18 protein-coding genes and 1 pseudogene are annotated in these 17,034 nt (G+C 63.4%); 9 read left to right on the forward strand and 10 right to left on the reverse strand.

What is annotated here, in order from left to right; genetic code table 11:
* Nucleotides 1–88 precede the first annotated feature (88 nt).
* Entirely contained in the window at nt 89–1,333 is a 1,245-nt protein-coding gene (locus NLM15_RS30810; RefSeq protein ID WP_254124506.1) for an NRAMP family divalent metal transporter, read from the forward strand.
* A 255-nt stretch (nt 1,334–1,588) separates the two neighbouring features.
* Nucleotides 1,589–1,816 carry a hypothetical protein gene (locus NLM15_RS30815; protein WP_254121532.1) on the forward strand — a complete coding sequence of 76 codons (228 nt, stop codon included), beginning with the start codon at nt 1,589–1,591 and terminating at the stop codon, nt 1,814–1,816.
* Between the two features lie 43 nt (nt 1,817–1,859).
* Here NLM15_RS30815 and NLM15_RS30820 read toward each other — a convergent pair whose 3' ends face one another.
* From NLM15_RS30820 to rocF, 3 genes are all read right to left on the reverse strand, one after another.
* Entirely contained in the window at nt 1,860–2,402 is a 543-nt protein-coding gene (locus tag NLM15_RS30820) for a c-type cytochrome (RefSeq protein WP_254121533.1), read from the reverse strand.
* Nucleotides 2,389–3,660 (reverse strand): sulfite dehydrogenase, encoded by a 1,272-nt coding sequence (soxC, locus tag NLM15_RS30825; RefSeq protein ID WP_254121534.1) that lies wholly within the window; start codon nt 3,658–3,660, stop codon nt 2,389–2,391. The genes NLM15_RS30820 and soxC overlap by 14 nt, the downstream gene beginning before the upstream one ends.
* Nucleotides 3,661–3,820: 160 nt before the next feature.
* The gene (rocF, locus tag NLM15_RS30830; protein WP_254121535.1) at nt 3,821–4,798 is read right to left on the reverse strand and encodes an arginase; all 978 of its coding nucleotides are present in this window, start codon (nt 4,796–4,798) and stop codon (nt 3,821–3,823) included.
* 263 nt (nt 4,799–5,061) lie between these two features.
* On the opposite strand from rocF, the gene NLM15_RS30835 reads away from it, so the two are divergent.
* A complete protein-coding gene (locus NLM15_RS30835) occupies nt 5,062–5,322 on the forward strand; it encodes a hypothetical protein (protein ID WP_254121536.1) in 261 nt (86 codons plus the stop codon).
* Nucleotides 5,323–5,341: 19 nt separating this feature from the next.
* Here the strand turns inward: NLM15_RS30835 and NLM15_RS30840 are convergent, their stop codons facing one another.
* Nucleotides 5,342–8,086 carry an EAL domain-containing protein gene (locus NLM15_RS30840; RefSeq protein WP_254121537.1) on the reverse strand — a complete coding sequence of 915 codons (2,745 nt, stop codon included), beginning with the start codon at nt 8,084–8,086 and terminating at the stop codon, nt 5,342–5,344.
* Between the two features lie 61 nt (nt 8,087–8,147).
* The gene (locus NLM15_RS30845) at nt 8,148–9,392 is read right to left on the reverse strand and encodes a FecR domain-containing protein (protein WP_254121538.1); all 1,245 of its coding nucleotides are present in this window, start codon (nt 9,390–9,392) and stop codon (nt 8,148–8,150) included.
* A 130-nt stretch (nt 9,393–9,522) separates the two neighbouring features.
* Here NLM15_RS30845 and NLM15_RS30850 point away from each other — a divergent pair, with 130 nt between their 5' ends.
* Together NLM15_RS30850 and NLM15_RS44085 are read left to right on the forward strand one after the other, a co-directional pair.
* Nucleotides 9,523–11,319, forward strand: coding sequence for a ShlB/FhaC/HecB family hemolysin secretion/activation protein (locus NLM15_RS30850; RefSeq protein WP_254121539.1), 1,797 nt, complete (start codon nt 9,523–9,525; stop codon nt 11,317–11,319).
* Between the two features lie 476 nt (nt 11,320–11,795).
* Nucleotides 11,796–12,038 (forward strand): annotated as a pseudogene (locus tag NLM15_RS44085) (alpha/beta fold hydrolase); the annotation flags it as partial.
* Between the two features lie 116 nt (nt 12,039–12,154).
* Here NLM15_RS44085 and NLM15_RS44090 read toward each other — a convergent pair.
* Complete coding sequence (locus NLM15_RS44090) at nt 12,155–12,286, reverse strand: hypothetical protein (RefSeq protein WP_375166945.1); 132 nt, start codon at nt 12,284–12,286, stop codon at nt 12,155–12,157.
* Between the two features lie 96 nt (nt 12,287–12,382).
* Here NLM15_RS44090 and NLM15_RS30860 point away from each other — a divergent pair, with 96 nt between their 5' ends.
* On the forward strand, nt 12,383–12,559 hold the full coding sequence (locus NLM15_RS30860) for a hypothetical protein (RefSeq protein WP_254121541.1): 177 nt from the start codon (nt 12,383–12,385) through the stop codon (nt 12,557–12,559).
* 300 nt (nt 12,560–12,859) lie between these two features.
* On the opposite strand, the gene NLM15_RS30865 is transcribed toward NLM15_RS30860, so the two are convergent.
* Together NLM15_RS30865 and NLM15_RS30870 are read right to left on the reverse strand one after the other, a co-directional pair.
* Nucleotides 12,860–13,201, reverse strand: a complete 342-nt coding sequence (locus NLM15_RS30865; protein WP_254121542.1) for a phasin — start codon at nt 13,199–13,201, stop codon at nt 12,860–12,862.
* A 143-nt stretch (nt 13,202–13,344) separates the two neighbouring features.
* Complete coding sequence (locus NLM15_RS30870) at nt 13,345–13,530, reverse strand: hypothetical protein (RefSeq protein ID WP_014493704.1); 186 nt, start codon at nt 13,528–13,530, stop codon at nt 13,345–13,347.
* Between the two features lie 800 nt (nt 13,531–14,330).
* Here NLM15_RS30870 and NLM15_RS30875 point away from each other — a divergent pair.
* The gene (locus NLM15_RS30875) at nt 14,331–14,687 is read left to right on the forward strand and encodes a hypothetical protein (RefSeq protein ID WP_254121543.1); all 357 of its coding nucleotides are present in this window, start codon (nt 14,331–14,333) and stop codon (nt 14,685–14,687) included.
* A 44-nt stretch (nt 14,688–14,731) separates the two neighbouring features.
* Here NLM15_RS30875 and NLM15_RS30880 read toward each other — a convergent pair whose 3' ends face one another.
* Together NLM15_RS30880 and NLM15_RS30885 are read right to left on the reverse strand one after the other, a co-directional pair.
* Nucleotides 14,732–15,307, reverse strand: a complete 576-nt coding sequence (locus NLM15_RS30880; RefSeq protein WP_254121544.1) for a hypothetical protein — start codon at nt 15,305–15,307, stop codon at nt 14,732–14,734.
* 45 nt (nt 15,308–15,352) lie between these two features.
* The gene (locus NLM15_RS30885; protein ID WP_254121545.1) at nt 15,353–15,886 is read right to left on the reverse strand and encodes a GcrA family cell cycle regulator; all 534 of its coding nucleotides are present in this window, start codon (nt 15,884–15,886) and stop codon (nt 15,353–15,355) included.
* Between the two features lie 161 nt (nt 15,887–16,047).
* Between NLM15_RS30885 and NLM15_RS30890 the strand changes: the two genes are divergently transcribed.
* Complete coding sequence (locus NLM15_RS30890) at nt 16,048–16,656, forward strand: S24 family peptidase (protein ID WP_028156659.1); 609 nt, start codon at nt 16,048–16,050, stop codon at nt 16,654–16,656.
* A 91-nt stretch (nt 16,657–16,747) separates the two neighbouring features.
* Nucleotides 16,748–17,023, forward strand: coding sequence for a hypothetical protein (locus tag NLM15_RS30895; RefSeq protein WP_254121546.1), 276 nt, complete (start codon nt 16,748–16,750; stop codon nt 17,021–17,023).
* The last annotated feature ends 11 nt before the right edge of the window (nt 17,024–17,034 follow it).

The following is a 17,034-nucleotide window of genomic DNA, read 5'->3' on the forward strand; positions in this document are numbered from 1 at the left end:
TAATTCCGGAAGGTCAGCCCTGTCAAATCGATCGAAACACGCCGCCAGGCACGACGACACCGAAGGCCGGGCGCAGTCCGGGCCGGCGCTGCTGAAGCGGCTGGGGCCCGGCCTCATCACCGGCGCTGCCGACGACGATCCGTCGGGCATCGCCACCTATTCGCAGGCGGGCGCGCAATTCGGCTTCGGGCTGCTCTGGACGGTGTTTCTGACCCTGCCGTTCATGATCGCGATTCAGCTCGTCAGCGGGCTGATCGGCCGGGTCACCGGCAAGGGTCTCGCCGCCAACGTCCTGCAGCTCGCGCCGCGCTGGATCGTGCTGGGGCTCGTCTCGCTGCTCGTCATCGCCAACACCATCAATATCGCCGCCGACATCGCCGCGATGGCGGAGGCGCTCTCGCTGGTCATCGGCGGGCTCAATCACGAGCACGCGCTGATCTTCGCGGCCGGCTCGACCCTGCTCCAGGTGTTCGTGCCCTATCGCCGCTATTCGCCGGTGTTGAAATTCCTGACGCTGGCGCTGTTCGCCTATGTCGCCACCGCCTTCACCGTGAAGATCCCCTGGAGCACCGCCCTGCTCGCCGCAATCTGGCCGAAGGCGAATGTCAGCGCCGAGTATTTCCTGATGGTCGTCGCCGTGCTCGGCACCACCATCAGCCCCTATCTCTTCTTCTGGCAGGCCTCGCAGGAAGTGGAGGAGATGAACCAGGGCAAGCGCGACAAGCCGCTGCGCGACCTGCCGAACGGCGGCGATCCCGAGATCGCGCGCATCCGCTTCGACACCATCGTCGGCATGCTGCTCTCCAACTGCATCGCCTTCTTCATCATCCTGACTACGGCGTCGGTGCTGAACGCCAATGGCGTCACCAAGATCAACTCGGCAACCGAGGCCGCCGAAGCGCTGCGTCCGCTCGCCGGCGACTTCACCTTCGCACTGTTCGCGATCGGCATCATCGGCACCGGCCTCCTGGCGATCCCGGTGCTGGCGGGCTCGGCGGCCTATGGCGTTGCGGAGATTTTCGGCTGGCGCGCCACGCTGGAGGCGAAGCCGGAGAAAGCGGTCGGCTTCTACACCATCATCGCGGCCGCAACCATCATCGGCTTCGGCCTCGGCTTCACCGGCATCGACTCGATCCACATGCTGGTATGGAGCGCGGTGCTCAACGGCATCGTTGCCGTGCCGATCATGGCCATGATGATGCTGATCGTCTCGAGCCGTGCGATCATGGGCCGCTTCAAGGCCCGCCCATGGCTGGTCGCGCTGGGCTGGCTCGGCACCGCGATCATGGCGCTGGCCGTCCTTGCTCTGCTCGGCTCGTCATTGATCGGCTGACCAGGGCGTTACTCATAAATGGCCGGATGGGAGGTCTGCTTCCGGGAGCATGGCAGACCAATTGTGCTCAACGTGAGTTCTTCGGATTTTGACCCATTGGAGACATTGTTCGGCGGAACGGGCGGTCGCCTCTCTCCTAGGAACCGCTGCTTCGTGGTGGTATTGTCTCTACATCATCGGCCGAGGCTCTGCCCGTAGGCGTCGATGGCTGAGAGACATTGCTGTGCTCCCGCCTGCAAGACAGGGAGCGCGGCCATGCCGATCGATCGCCACATCCATCATCCGCTACAAATCGATGCTGCACACGTCCAAATGGCGCGTGACGCAATCGGTGAGGCCCTCAAGGTGCTAAGGCAGCCTGCTCCCGATACCTTCCTCGGTCGCGAGACCTTCAAGCCGTTTCCAAAAGAACACACCGAAAATAACATACTTAATGGGAAGGTTAACTCAAACCCATCCTGCGAGTTCCGCCGTCGCTTTTAAGCAAGTTCCGAGCCACTGCGCGAAACCTGATCGTGCCATACGATCACTTCTTCACATCGGGGCGCGCGTCGCCGACGAATCTGTCGCGGTTCGGCATTTTGACGGCCGCAAGCGATTTGGCATCGAGTGTCGCATCGGCTCCCACCAGCCCGTTCAGGTTCAGGATATAGGCGGACACCGCATAGACGTCCTCGTCACTCAGCGACTGCGGCGCGTTCTGCGGCATGGCGCGGCGGATATAGTCGAACAACGTGGGCGCATAAGGCCAATAGCTGCCGACGGTGCGGATCGGCCTGGCCGTCCCGATCGTGCCCTGCCCGCCGACGAGCCGGTCACCCAAGCCACCCTCGCCTTTGTCGCCATGGCACGAGGCACATTGCTGCGCGAACACCTCGCGCCCATGGCTGACCGAACCGCCTCCCTTCGGCAGATTGCTGCCGTCACGTCCGATATCGATATTCCAGCCCGCGATCTCCGCGGCCGTCGCCGGGCGACCGATGCCGTAGATGCTTTGCGCCTGCGCATCGCTCGCGATGGCACCGAGCGCGATTGCAGCGGCAACGCCGCAAGTCTCACGCCAGCGCATTGGTCACCTCGCCGTCAGCAGCGATGCGCCAGGGCCAGATCGCGTTGTTGTGGTAGAAATAGTTCTCGCCGCGCACTGCGAGCAGCTCGGCCAGCGTCGGCTGCACATAGCCGGTCTCGTCGACGGCACGGCTCTGGATCACGGCCGGCTTGCCGTCCCATTGCCAGGGCAGACGGAAACGCGTGAGGGCGCGCGTCAACACCGGCTCCTGCAATCGCGCATCCTGCCAGCTCTTGCCGTCATCGACCGACACCTCGACACGCTTGATCTTGCCGTGTCCACTCCAGGCGATGCCGGTGATCTCGTGGAAGCCAGGCGCTCTCAGGCGCTGACCGCCCGAGGGGCGCGTAATGATCGACTTCGCTTCCATGTAGAAGGAAAACTCGCGCGCCGTGCCGTCAGGCAGGAGATCGGTGTATTTCGAGGTCTCTTCGCGCGAATAGGTGGGCTCCGCGGTCACATGCAGGCGGCGCAGCCACTTCACGCTCATATTGCCTTCGAAGCCCGGCAGGAACAGCCGCAACGGATAGCCCTGCTGCGGACGCAGCCGCTCGCCGTTCTGGCTGTAGACCAGAAGGGCGTCCTCGAGGCATTTCTCGATCGGAATGCTGCGTGTCAGCGCAGCGGCGTCAGCGCCTTCGGCGACGACCCATTTGGCGCCCGGTTTCAATCCGGCCTCCTGGAGCACTAGCTTCAGGCTCACCCCAGTCCATTCGGCGCAACTCACCAGACCCACGAGGTCCGATGCCGTCTTGCCATAGGGCTTGGTGTAACCAGGATTGCCGGAGCATTCGAGGAAGTGGATGTGCGACTCCGACGGGAAACGCCTGAGATCGTCCATCGTGAAGATCAGGGGACGCTCGACAAGCCCGTGCAGCATCAAGCGATGTTGCGCCGGATCGATGGTCGGAACACCGCCATGATGCCGCTCATAGAACAATCCGTTCGGCGTGATGATGCCGTCGAGCTCCTGCAATGGCGTCCGGCTGGAGGCCGATATGTACTGCTTCAGGGTCTTCGAGATGTTCTTGACGACGCCCTTCTCGAACGGGGACGGCGCGCCATAGGGCTGGGCTCCCATCGGCTCGCCCGGCGCCTTCATCCATTCTGGAATGCCGGGCGGAAGGTTGTCCGCCTCCGCCGCGGCCGCCGCGCCAGCACCCAGAGCGGCACTGCCCGCCACCGCAGTGCCGCCTTGCAGGAAGCGACGGCGTGTTGTTTGCGCGGATTTTCCGGCGGCGTCGATCGTGCTGCTCATTGCGGATCCTCGGCTGAAGCTCGACCCGCATCAAACCTTCCGCGAAGTGCAATTGCAATTCGCTCGCATTTCAAAAACAGGCGATTTCGATCATGACTGATCCAAATCCGCCGGTCGCGTCAGCAGTTCCATTCTTCGCAACGCACAAACATCTCTCGCGTCACTCGCCCGGAGCGATCGCGTTGCTCGGCGTCGGCCGATCGGTGATCTGCTGCCCGAACAGGCTGCCGATCAACTCCACCGCCGTGCGCGCGGTGCGACCGCGCTCGTCCAGGAACGGATTGAGCTCGACGATGTCGACCGATCCCACCAAGCCGGAATCGTGCAGCAGCTCCATGATGAGATGCGCCTCGCGATAGGTCGCTCCGCCCGGTACCGTGGTGCCGACTCCCGGAGCCACACTGGGATCGAGGAAATCGACATCGAAGCTGACATGGAGCACGCCATTGCTCGCCTTGACACGCTCGATGACACGCCGGATCAGCACAGCGACGCCGAACTCGTCGATCTGGCGCATGTCGACAACCCTGATCCGGCGAGTACGCATCAACTCCTTTTCGAGCTTGTCGACGGAACGCGCACCGAACAGGTCCAGCCTGGCAGGATCGATCGAAGTGCGCGGATCATCGCCGAGCAATCCGTCGAGGCCGGGCTCGCCGCACAAGAACGCCGCCGACATGCCATGCATGTTGGCGGTGATCGTCGTCTCGGGCGTATTGTAATCGGCATGGGCGTCGAGCCAGAGCACGAACAGTTCGCGTCCGCGCTCCTGCCAGTGGCGCGCCATGGCATTCACCGAGCCCATCGACAACGTGTGATCGCCGCCGAGGAAGATCGGTAGCGCGCCGGTTTGCGCGATCTCATATCCCTTGCGGCTCAGCAAGCGGGTCCAGCGCTGGATTTCGCGGTAGTGATTGGCTTTTCCCGGCGGCCTGTCAGCGAGGTCGCTGACCTCCGCCACGGAGAGATCGCCGCAATCGACAACCTCGAAATCAAGGCCTTCGAGCAGCGCCGCAAGGCCGGCGGTGCGCAGCGCCGCAGGGCCCATCAAGGTGCCGCGCTGCGAAGCCCCCATGTCGATGGGCGCGCCGAGCAAGGCGATGCGCCAGGCTCGATCCGTCATGATCCGATCGGTCACGGCAGTCTCCTGAGATCAGCAAGGCTCCGCCAGCCTAACAGAGATTCGCACCCGTCGTTGCCCCGGGGATGACGAAAGGGCCCGCGCGCCCTGGAACAAATTCCCGCACGCCGCATTTTCTCCGCAAGGCCGGCACCCGCCGTTTACAGACGGCGCCTGTCGCGGATAGCCAAAGGTCCTTCGACCCGCTGTTCAAAACGAGCGCTCGCGCGGATAGCCAAAGGTGCCGGCCTCCATCTCTTTTCAACTCTGGAGTCGCGAGCTTGAGCACGGAAATACCGCAGCCCAATCCCCAGCCCGGGGTTGCCGAGCGTGCCATCGACGCAGCGACCGACGTGTCCCGCACCATCGGCGAGGTCGCAGGCGGCCTGCACGCCGCGGTCGATCGCCTCACTGCCGCAATCGACGAAGCACGAAAACCCGGCCGGCCGCTCGCGACGATCGCGGCAATCACGCGCGAAGCGCCCCTGGCCAGCCTTTTCGTCGCTTTCGTCTTCGGCGTGGCGGTCGCACGCCGGCGTTAGCGATCGGAATTGAAGCGATTCAGGCTGCGCTGACGGCTTCGAGTTCAGGAGCCAGGAATTGCCTCTCGAACGCCGCGGCGGGCATCGGGCGGCCGAAGAAATATCCCTGCCCTTCCTCGCATCCCATGCTGACCAGGAAGTCGGCCGTGGCACGGTTCTCAATGCCTTCGGCCACGACAGTGAGCCCGAGTTGCTTGCTGAGACCGATGGTCGAGCCGACGATCGCGGCGTCATCGGAATCGGTGAGCACGTCAAGCACGAACGACCGGTCGATCTTGAGCCCGTCGAGCGGAAACTTCTTCAGGTAGCTCAAGCTCGCATAACCCGTGCCGAAATCGTCGAACAGGACGCGGACGCCGAGCTGCTGGATCCGCTTGAACATGTCGAGCACGCGGCTTTCGTCATGGAGCAGGATATCCTCCGTGACCTCGAGCTCGAGCAGCGACGGCGTGAGCCCCGTCACCTCGAGCAGCGCCGCAACGGCATGCGCGAGGTCGCCGGAGTGGAGCTGCGACGGCGAGAGGTTGATCGCGACGCGCACGTTGTTGCCGGACAATTCCCAGGCTCGGGCCTGCCGACAGGCGGTCTCCATCACCCAATTCGCGATCCGCTCGGACAGGGCCGAGGTGTTGACCACCGGCATGAATTCCCCGGGCGAGACATAGCCGCGCACGGGATGCCGCCAGCGAATGAGCGCTTCGGCCCCGAGCAGGCCGCCGTCGACCAGCCGAACCTGCGGCTGGTAGAACAGTTCGAACTCGCCGCGATCTGCGGCAAGCGCCAATTCGCTTTCCAGCGTCAGCCGGTTCTCCAGCTCCTGCCTGATCGCACTCTCGAAGATCACATGGCTGCCGCGTCGCGTCATCTTTGCCTTGCTCAGCGCCAGATGACCATTGCTGAGAAGATCGTCAGCGTTGTGCCCGCCTTCCGGATAGACGGCGACGCCGATGCTGCCCCTGACGCGATGTTGGCGCGCGCCCGTTACGAGCGGCTCCTCGAAGGCGCGCGCAATCCGCTCCGCAAACTCCACAATCGGCTCGCCGGCCGCTGTACAATCAAGCACGATGGCGAACTCGTCGCCGCTGAGCCGGGCGACGACCGCCTTACCATCGACTTTGGACTGAAGGCGCTCCGCGACGGCCCGCAGCACGAGGTCGCCGGCCGCATGTCCAAGCATGTCGTTGATCTGCTGGAAGCCGTCGAGCCCGAGCACGAGCAGCGCGACGTCGGACGACCGCCGCTCCGCAGCAGCAATCAGATTGGTGAGGCTCGTATGCAGCATGTTGCGGTTGGCAAGACCTGTCAGCGCGTCATGTTCGGCGAGATACCTGACGCGCTCGGCCTCGCGCTTGCGGACCGAGATGTCGCGCAGGATCGCTCCGTACTGGAAGCCATCCGTGCCCTGCCAGCCCGAGAAGCTCGCTTCGACCGGGAACGTCTCGCCGTTCTTCCGCCGCCCTTCGAACTCGACGACGACGGCGCCGCCGGGCACCAACAGCGCCTGGCGCGCAGCATCGCGCATGGCAAACACCTTTGCACCACCGTCGGCGGGCTGCGCGCAGAGCGTTTCGAACGGACGCCCGATCATTTCAGTCGGCATGTAGCCGAAGATCGCGCTGGCGCCAGGATTCCACACCGTGATCCGGTGATCCTCGTCGGTACAGATCAGACCGTCGCCGAGCGACATCGCGATACGGTGAAAGCGGCTCTCGGCAATGCGTCCCAGGAGACTACGGAAATCGATTTCGTCGAGTGCAATCGCCGTCAGATAGGCAATGATTGCAATGTGAAACAGCGACGTGTCGATGATGAGCGGCCAGCTTGCCTGCACAAGGGCAGCGGCAAGTTCCACGCCCACTCCTGCGGCGACCAGGATCGTGACACGGATACCCGGTGCCAAACGGCGCCACGAATACATCATCAACAGGCAGATCAGACCCAGACCAATGATCATGCCGACATCGGACGTCCAGCGCAGCATCCGGTTCTGGAGGATCGATTCCGCCGCGAGCGCCTGGAGAACGGGCCCAGAGACGATCTTGCCGTTTGGAACACTGAACCGGTCGCCCAGTTCGAGCGCGGTAGCACCGACGATGATCTTCTTGTCTCTCAGCTTGTCCAGGGTCGCGGCATCGCCGCGCAGCACGTCGAAATAAGAGACGCTTGGGATGGAGGCTGCACGAATGCCGAAATCGATCAGGAAGGGTGGCCGCCGGTTGGTGTCCTGCCCGGCCAACACGACGGCCATCGACGGCATCACGGCATCGCCGAGCTTCTCTCCGACCGGATAGCGGCGAACCAGACCGTCGGATTCGATCGCAACATTGACGACGGCCGGCCACGACTGATTGCTGAACGGCTTCAGCGGACGATTGATGTGAGCTGCGCCACCATTCGGCGTCGGCTGCTTGAAGGAGGGCAGGATCGTCGATCCGCCGACCTCCCGGAGCGCCGTGACGAAGGCCTCGTCGGAGGCCGGGTCCGATGGTGTGCTGAAATCGACATCGAAGGCAATGTCCTGCGCGCCCGCGGCCTCGAGCCTGTGCAACAGCTCCGCGTGGAGCCGGCGCGGCCAGGGCCACACCCCGATCTGGTCGATCGAGGGCGCGTCGATGGCCACCACAACGACATTGCCGCTAGCGGTCCGCGATTGCCAGGCGAACCGCAGGTCGGTCAGCGCGTTGCGAAGCGCCCCGTGCCACCCCGTGGATAGCACCACCGCAAGCGCGATCATGACAAGGATATGCGGTCGATTTCGCTTCACTTTGCTCCCCCGCACCGGCGGTACCCGCCACCAGGTGCTCCCCTATACCGACGGCACAGTTCTAGCGATGGCCCCTGCCCCAATACCAACCGTAGTGGTGGCCATTGTTGCCGCGTCCGCTGTTCCCGTTATTCCCGCTTCCGCTATTCCCGCTGCCACTGTTGCCATTATTGCCGCTGCTACCATTGCCGGTCGCGCCGGTCCCGCTGCCTCCGGTGCCCGAGCTTCCGCCCGACACGTCGCTGGACGAACCAGCAGTCGTCGCAACGGTCGTCGTCGCACTTGACGACGTCGACGTGGCACTGGCCGCGGATGCACTGCTGCTCGCCGTGACCGCCGTTACGCTGGAGCTGTTGCTGGCCGTTGTCGTCGTGCTTGCCTTCGTATCGCTCCAGACCGTTTCGGTGCTGCTGCTACTGGCGTTCGCGTTACGCACGCGCCCCGGCGCGACGGCGCCGTGAGCGAGCCCGCGCGTGACCTTGTTGAAGTTCAGCTTGACCTCGCCGAGCGAGCTCGAGATGCGCACGACGCCGCCCTTGGGCGCCTGAGCGCCGGCCGCTGGATGCGATTGCGCCGCCGCGCCGGCCGCCTTGGTCCCCTTGTCGATCGGACCGAGCGCATGGATCGCATGGCCGTTTGCCGCATTGCGCGGTGCCGACAGGCCCGACTTCGGCACCGGGACGCGCTCGATCGTCGAGGCGCGCGGCTTGCCGTGCTCGATCGGATTGAAGGTCCCGGCACCGCTCAGGCTGAGGCCGGGCTTGCCGTGCTCGAAAGCCGTGGCGGCTTGTCCCGGCATGACCTGCGCGATCTGTCCGGTCTTGAAGTCGGAGACTTCAACCTGGCCGCGGACCACGCCGACCTTGGTGCTGCCAGCATTCACGGTGACGCTGAACTGCGTTCCCTTGACCACGGCGGCGAGATACGGCGTCTCGACCTCGAAATGCTTGACGTTGCGCTTCTCGACCTCCAGCAGGATCGAACCCGCCCGCTGGATGATCGTGGTCGAGAGCCCTTCCTTCTTCTCGGCCGGCAACCCGACCACCGAGTTGGGAGAGATCAAAATCGATTCCTCGCCGCGGACGAGCAGCACGCGTCCGTTTCGTCCGGTGCGAATGGTGTCGCCAGGCTTGAGCGCCTCGTCCTGATTCAACGACACAGGCTGCGCGCCGGTGGTGGCGACCCAGACCTCGCCGGTGGCTTTGCTGACTGACCAGACGCCATCCTCTGCGGCCGATGCAGCGGAAGCCATTCCCAGGATCAGCGCCGCCGCGAAGCCGCACCGCATTCCAATTCTGCCGAGCATGACGTTCCTCAGTCCGCGTTACAGCCAGACCGGGGACGTATCCGAAATCACTCAAGAGAGGATTAGCGGGAAGTGGCGAGCCGAGCAGCGGCATTAACCAATCATTGACCATAAAAAACTAAGAAAAATCATGCAGCTAACGAACTCTTACGGCACTGCGGGAAGATCTCAGTCAAACTACGGGGACCGCTTCGCCGCGTGCCTTAAGAAGCGGCATCTCCTTGCCGCATTGGCGCTCCTGGCACCAATTTTTACGAGTGTCCCGCAGTCTTTCGCACAGCAGGCGAACCAGCCGGGCTTTGATCCGCGTCAGCCCGAGAAATACTTTGAGAACCAAACCGAGCAGGAATCGCTGAGCCGTCCTTCGGTCAAGCTGCCGAATGTCGGCCAGCCCAACACTGGTGGAGATACGAAGCCGCAATTCGTGCTGCGCGGCGTCAATGTCAGCGGCGCCCAAGCCATTTCCCGCGATCGCATCGCCGCGGCCTATCAGCCCTATCTCGGCAAGAAGGTCTCGCAAGCCGACCTCGCCGCGATCGCCGGCGCGATCAGCGATCTCTACCGCGCAGACGGCTTCCACTTAAGCCGCGCGATCGTGCCGCCGCAGGACATCGCCGATGGCCGTGTCCGGATCCAGGTGATCGAAGGCGCCATCGTGCAAGCCGAGCTGAAAGGCGACGGCGCCGAGCAGTTCGGCGTGAGGCCGATGCTGGGGCCGGTTCTTGCCGAGCAGCCGTCGCGCCTGGCAACGCTCGAACGTCAACTCTTTCTCATCAACGGCAGGCCGGGCGTCCGGATCACCGACACCGCACTCGAGGAGATCGGCGGTGCTGCCGGCCGCTTCCGCCTCATCGTCTATTTGAAGACCTGGCACGTCTTCTCGTCGTTCGGCCTGGATAATCTGGGCTCGTCGTCAGTCGGCCCGTGGCAGACCTATGCGACCGGCGCTTTCAACTCCTATCTCACGCCGGGCGACACGCTCGCGGTCAACCTGTCGACGATTGCCAACGACCCGCGCGAGCTCGGCTTTGCGCGGCTGTCCTATGACGCACCCGTCGGCGTCGACGGCGTGCGTCTCGGCGCCTCCGTGCTGTACAGCGCGGTCCGGCCGGGCGACGCCCGCCGCCTCGACAGCGACATCACCACGACCGAGGCGTTCGAGCTGCGGGCAAGCACCGTGCCCTTCATGTCGCAATCTTCGGCGCTGACGCTCACCATGGCGGGGACCTTCAGCAACGTGTCCGAGCACGATGTTTACGGCCCCTGGTACAACGACCACATCAGGACCGCGAGCCTGACCGCCGACTACCGGCTCCAGGATCGCTTCGGCGGCACCAATTTCGCGACGCTGACCTACCGTCAGGGCCTCGACATCTTCGGCGCCTCGCATTTCGACGACGATCTGTTGTCGCGCGACGGCGCCGCGTCGAACTTCTCGGTGCTGAACCTCTGGTTCACGCGCTACCAGACGCTCAACGACGCCTGGTCGCTCAGGCTCTCCGCGGCGAGCCAGACGGCATCACGGCCGCTCTTCACCTCGCAGCAATTCTATCTCGGCGGTGCGGCGTTCGGCCGGGGCTATGGGGCGGCCGAGATCAGCGGCGACAATGGCCTTGCCGGCTCGCTCGAAGTGCGTTTCGACCAGAAGCTCAATTTCCGCTACTGGACCGGCTATCAGCTCTACGCCTTCGGCGACGCGGGCGCAGTCTGGAACGACGGTTACCGTCTGAGCGACGGCCTGGCGCTGACATCGGCCGGGGCCGGCGTGCGGTTCTTCCTGCCGGACGATCTCCAGGCCGATCTCGGCGTGGCCGTTCCCTTGAGCTACCGGGCGCCGGACAACGAGCGCCGCAGCCCGCGCTTCCTGTTCACCCTGTCGAGCGCGTTCCGGCTCTGCCCCGAACGCGGCAGGGGCGGCTGCCTCTAGCCGCATAGCCTTTCGGTTGACGCGCGCCTTGATGCGGCCCTTTTGGGGCGCTTCTCACAGACTTGCCGAAATTTAATCCCGTAGCCTGCTCACGATCGCTCGATCCGGGAGTTCCCGATAGCCATGTTCAGCCGAAAGTGATTTGAGACCGATCCATGAAAAGGGTGTTTGCAATCCTGGCTTTTCTCTGCGTCCTCGGCGTCGGCCAGTATTTCGTGGTCAGCCGGTTCGCGATCCGCCATGAGGTTTTGACCCTGTTCGATGCCGCGCGTCAGCGGCCGATCACGGTCGAACTCGCGGTTCGGCGCGATTACGAGACCAAGGCCAATCTCGGACTCTGGAAGCTCCCGCTCGCCATCATCAGCAACGGCAACACCGTCAAGGCCACCGAGTATTCCTTCCTCGCCAACGTGCTCGCCGCACGCGGTTATCTCGTTGCCAGCATCCAGCAGGACCTGCCGAGCGATCCGCCGCTGATGACCCATGTCGGTCAGCAATATGTCGGGCGGCGCGAGGTCTATATCCGCTGCGAGGCCAACATCCTTTTCAGCCTGGCCGAACTGAAGCGACGGCAGGAAAACGTCGACTACGACCACATCACTCTCGTCGGACATTCCAACGGTGGCGACGTCTCGATGTATGTCGCACATCAGCACCCGGAGATCGTGTCGAAGGTGATTACGCTCGACAATCTGCGGGTGCCCTTCGTGCTCAGCGACAACATGAAGATCTTGTCGTTCCGCTCCAAGGATCCGCATTTCCAGACCGATCCGGGCGTGCTGCCGACGCCGGAAGAAGCCAAGGCGCGCGGCATCGACATCGTCCATACCGGTGCTCAGCACACCGAGATGAGCGATCGCGGTCCCGATGCGGTCAAGCAGAAGATCCAGGAGACGCTCGACCGCTTCCTGCGTGACAGTGCCAGCAGCGCGCTCGCGCCGGCGGACACCAGAAGCCCGATGATCATGAACCCCGGCGACTATTAGCCCGGAGCCGTTTGCGGCAGATCAAGGCAGCTTCGGGCTGGCTACGATAGGAAGGCCTCACCATCCCGGAGAGGCACGTGTCGCGCTCCATCGAAAGCCTTGATACGAAAAATCTTGATGCGGCAAGCTTTGGCCTGCCCGCAGCGAGGGCATTGGCATTTGCGCGGTATCTCTATCGTGTGACCCGCAAGCTGCTGCGGTCGATCATCGCCCGCATCGATCTCTCGCAATTTCCAGGATCGTGCTGCGGCTAAGCGCCGGCGGCCGAAAGCAAATGCATGAGGGTCGCCGGATGCATCAGCAACTTTCCCCTGAATCGGACCGAAGCCGGCGGCATCGCGGCCTACATCGGATCACTACGTCAGCAACGCGCTGACGGGTCGCGACACAATCCACAAAATGCAAATCCCTGCCGGAGGACCGACAGGGATCAGCAAAGAACGATGGACGGCGAATAGCCCATCCGGTGGCCTGTGGACCTGCGCCACCAGCGACGCGCGGATCTCCGCATCACGCAAGATCAATTTGTGGGCCTAAAGCGCACCCGCCGGAAATCAGGACTTCCCCTTGCCGGGCTGCATGAAACTGCCGGTCATCTGGCGCATATGGTCCCCTGCGCTGGTAAACTGGCTGCGCAGGAAGTCCGACTGGATTCGCATCGCTTCCTGAAGGTCGGTGGCTTGCACGAGCTTGCGCGCGTGCTCGAACGCCGACTTCATGTTCTGCTCAGTGAACGCGAGCGCCTGCTTGGACACTTCGGTGCCCGCTCCGGGAACCGACGTCATCGATTTGGTGGCGGCCTCGAAAAACATGCCGAATGCCTTTTCGGCCTGGTCGATCGTCTTTTCGGCCAAATCGCGCAGTTCGGCTGGGACTTCGAGCTTCGGTTCGATCATGGTCGTCCTCCTCCCTTTTTCCCAACTGAATACCACACTTGCCGGATCGCATTCCAGCGGGAGCCTGGGGAACAAACGCCGTCCGGCGGTCCGGCTCCGGCAGGAAACGGGGAACGAGGCGTAAGGCCGGCGCTCGGCCGGGCTCAGGACAGGGGGTGCTCGGGAAGGGTTTCTTCGGTGCCGAGGTCTTCGACCAGCTTGATGACCTCGAAACGCTGTCGAGGCGCGAGCTTCAGAAACGCACGAAGCAGGCGCAGACTTTCGACGGTGCTGCTTGCGGGCGCGCCGAGCTTAAGGTGCAGTTCAGCCGCGAAATTGAGGTTTTTCATCTCGCACCTATGACAAGCATCGGCCTTCGTGATCAGACATCGAGGTCTCGCTCGAGAACCGAACACCATGACCGGACGCCATGGTGACCCTGAGATCTCCGCCGGGGCACCCGGTGGGTTAGCACGCTGAACCGCATATTCACACGAACTGGCTCAACCGAACAGGTTGCAATTATGTCAAGAAACAACCCTTCCGGCAAGCCCAACCGTCGCCGCAGCGATGCTTCGTCTGCAGCGCACCACGGCAATTCCGGATAACAGGAATATGAACAGCCGTCACCCTCCTGCGTCAAGAAGCGGCATCACTCACGCACACAGCCTTGATCGCTGTCAATCGGCGCGGCGTTTCGCCGTGTTTCCGGTGTGAACGGCGATTGGCGATGTCAGATTAAAGTTTCTTCAGAGTATACACGTAATTGTTGAGCCCGACCTTGGCGGTTGTATCGTCGACGAAATGAACTTCGACTTCGCATCCGGTCTCCAGCGTCTTGATCCATCCGCCAGTGAAGCCGAGCGGATGCGGCCAGCGCCTTGGGATCGGCCTTCTTGTCGCCCCGCTGCATCTCGTCGAATGAGATCATGTCCGGGCCATCATTCGTCACCTTGTAGTGCAGCTTTGTGCAGGCAACGGGACGGCGCCCTCCCCCGCATCAGGGTTCATCGGTCCGAAGATATCTCTGCCAATGAACCGCCGTTCAACCTGGAACGACCAAGCGGTTGCGAAGCGGCCACGCAGACCAGGGCGCCATGGCTGACGGACTTCTCGATTCGGGCGCGCCTCAGCACCAAAGGACGACAGCATGCTTTCTCGCTGCGATCTCATCAAGGGCGCCGCGGTCGCGCTTCTCACCCTCTCGATACAAGGCGCATGGGCGCAGGAGACCAGAATGAATCTGTTCAAGATCGTCACCATCAAGGACGAGATCGTCGTCGGATTGTCGGCGGAGGAACTCCAGGCGCTCGGCGGCAATGATGCGAGCGCGGTTGCGCACGCGCTGGCGCAGAAGGGCGATCTCACGGTCTGGCAGTACAACGTGCATCGCGGCCCGAACGGCGAATTGCAACAGGCGCCGACCGCGAAGATCGGGCTTCTGGCCAACGCATCGCTCCGTGTCGAGCCCTATACGACGCCTTACCAGATCGTGCCGCATCCCTAAGGAGCGACGGTGCGCCTGCGGCCGGGCTCGCAGGCGCACCGCCGTCATCGGGACCGCTGTGCCCGACGAGCCTCGCGTTCCGTTGCAAAGCCGTAGACCAGCGCCAGCCGGTCCAGGCATTCGCGAAAGCGCCGTGCGAAATAGTCGTTCCAGCGCTGGGTCCGAACGGCGCGCCGTTCCCCGATCTGATCCATGGTCAGCCCCAGCACCAGGACGTCGTGCACCAGCGCGGCGCCGTCGGTACCGAGTTCGCGCTCGACGTGGTTCAGGCGCAGCACAGCCTGGCGCTGGCCCTCGGTGACGGGCTCGCGCGAGCGCGTGCCATCGACATATTCGCGCGTCGGGTCCACCGCCTGGGGCCCGCGCTCCGCCCTCTCCCAATCGGCCTGGAAGGCGCGCCCGCCGCGATATTGCGCCTCGTCGATCTGGTGATGCGCGTGTAACCGGCCGAGCGGATCGCCGCGGACCGAACGGACGGCCACGATCTTCTCGCCGGCATCAAGCGCCAGCGGATTGTCGACCTCGACCTCCGCCAAATCGGCGTTGAACGGCACCTCGCGCGATCGCCGGTCGTAGATTCCACTCAGTCTGTAGGATTTGTTGCGTCGGGCACGGGCCACTCGGATACTCCTCGCAAAATTGACGATCCAACGGATAGCGGTCCGTCAGGCGGCAGAGACCAGTCTCAATACGACGGGACCGCCGGCGCGGACTGCCCCAGATCCGGACCTCCGCGTCAGGCGCGCATGCGGCGCGCAGTAGCTCGAGCCCGGCTGGCGCGGATGGCCGCAGAAGGCGATCTCCTCACCGTCCTTGTCGCCGCCATAGGGATAGCGGCAGTCGTCGCGCCCGAGTTCGACCAGCGGGATCAGGCGCGGCTGGACGCCGACACAGCGCAGCTTGACCCGCGCGGCGGGCTTCATTGCGGATTTCGGCGGCACGTTCAGGTACGGCAATGTCGACCGGCGCGGCGACGGCAGCCAGGCCTCACCCGGCAAAGACGGCACGATCGACGGGCTCGTCATCCGTGCCGGCGCGATGAGGCCGAGGCGCTTGGCGCGGCCGACCACCGCACTGCGCGTATAAGCGGTTCCAAACCTTGCGTTAATCTGGCGTCCGATCTCCGCATAAGAGATGCCCTTGAGAAAATAGTCGCGAAGCGCGTCGGAGTGCTCCGACGGCCAATGGCCCGGTTCCATGCAGTTGTCCTGTGATTTCCCCGATCGCACGACCGGAAGGCGGAACATACATTCCGGTATTCCGAAGCGATAGTCAAGCCATAATTCTGATATTCATAATTGCATCAATTCCGAATTTCGGATTACAAGAGGCGGGTCGATGGGTAATCGAGGGAATCACCATGTTGGACGTTGCTATGATCGAGCGGGGCCTGGAGAAAACGGGCAAGAGCAAGGGCGGCCTTGCGGCAGCCATGGGCGTGCGGCCCGGCGCGGTGTCGGAGATTCTCGGCGGCGAACGCCTGGTGAAGGCGTCGGAAATCATTCCGATCATGGAATATCTTGAGCTCAATCTCGCACCCATCATGGGCCGCGTCGGCGCCGGCGCCGTGATCGAGCCGGATTATGAGCAGGTTCCGCCGGAGGGCCTCGGCGACATCGCGCTGCCATTCCCGATCATGGAAGAGACGGTCGCCTTCGAGATCGTGGGTGACTCGATGCTGCCGAAGTACGAGAGCGGCGACGTGATCGTGGTCTACAAGGATCAGCGCCATCCGCTGTCGAGCTTCTACGGCGAAGAGGCCGTGGTGCGGCTCAAGACCGGCGAGCGTTATTTGAAGACCATCGAGCGGGGCAAGTCGCCCTCGGTCGTCAATCTCACCAGCTTCAACGCCAAGCCGATCGTCGGCGTCAAGCTCGAATGGGTCGGCGAGATCTGCCTGTCCATGCCCAAGGGCCAGCTCGAGCGGCTGCGCGCCAAGTCGGCGCGCCCTCGCAAGAAGAGCAAATAGGCGTCCATTTCCGATTTTCGGAAACGCTCCTTGACTTAATTCTGCTTTTCGTAAATACTCTGCCGCGCTCGGGGCGCGGCAGGATCGTTTCATGCAGTATTTCGTCGTGATGATCGACTATGGGCGGCGCGGACGCGAGGCGGTCGTCGATCCCGAAATCACAAGGCGCGAGGTCGTCTCCCGCGTCGCTTCGGGTGAATATCAAAACATCTCGTTCATCCACGAAATCGCGGAGAACTCGGTCGAGGACGTCACCGAGGCCATCCTGACCGAGGCCGCCCTCCCCCGGGTTCCACCTGACGAAGTCGACCTCCAGGCGATCCGGCTCGATCACGCCCGCGACCTGCGCAAGCATGAGCGGACGTGACGCAGGCCTGG

The organism is Bradyrhizobium sp. CCGB20, from assembly GCF_024199855.1.
Lineage (GTDB): Bacteria > Pseudomonadota > Alphaproteobacteria > Rhizobiales > Xanthobacteraceae > Bradyrhizobium.

Bases quoted from the DNA above. Each gene is read 5' to 3' on its own strand.
- NLM15_RS30815 (WP_254121532.1), top strand. From the start codon at position 1,589: ATGCCGATCGATCGCCACATCCATCATCCGCTACAAATCGATGCTGCA.
- NLM15_RS30820 (WP_254121533.1), bottom strand. From the start codon at position 2,402: ATGCGCTGGCGTGAGACTTGCGGCGTTGCCGCTGCAATCGCGCTCGGT.
- soxC (WP_254121534.1), bottom strand. From the start codon at position 3,660: ATGAGCAGCACGATCGACGCCGCCGGAAAATCCGCGCAAACAACACGC.
- NLM15_RS30845 (WP_254121538.1), bottom strand. From the start codon at position 9,392: ATGCTCGGCAGAATTGGAATGCGGTGCGGCTTCGCGGCGGCGCTGATC.
- NLM15_RS30850 (WP_254121539.1), top strand. From the start codon at position 9,523: ATGCAGCTAACGAACTCTTACGGCACTGCGGGAAGATCTCAGTCAAAC.
- NLM15_RS44090 (WP_375166945.1), bottom strand. From the start codon at position 12,286: ATGATCATCGGGCTTCTGGTGTCCGCCGGCGCGAGCGCGCTGCTGGCA.
- NLM15_RS30865 (WP_254121542.1), bottom strand. From the start codon at position 13,201: ATGATCGAACCGAAGCTCGAAGTCCCAGCCGAACTGCGCGATTTGGCC.
- NLM15_RS30870 (WP_014493704.1), bottom strand. From the start codon at position 13,530: ATGAAAAACCTCAATTTCGCGGCTGAACTGCACCTTAAGCTCGGCGCG.
- NLM15_RS30875 (WP_254121543.1), top strand. From the start codon at position 14,331: ATGCTTTCTCGCTGCGATCTCATCAAGGGCGCCGCGGTCGCGCTTCTC.
- NLM15_RS30885 (WP_254121545.1), bottom strand. From the start codon at position 15,886: ATGGAACCGGGCCATTGGCCGTCGGAGCACTCCGACGCGCTTCGCGAC.
- NLM15_RS30890 (WP_028156659.1), top strand. From the start codon at position 16,048: ATGTTGGACGTTGCTATGATCGAGCGGGGCCTGGAGAAAACGGGCAAG.
- NLM15_RS30895 (WP_254121546.1), top strand. From the start codon at position 16,748: ATGCAGTATTTCGTCGTGATGATCGACTATGGGCGGCGCGGACGCGAG.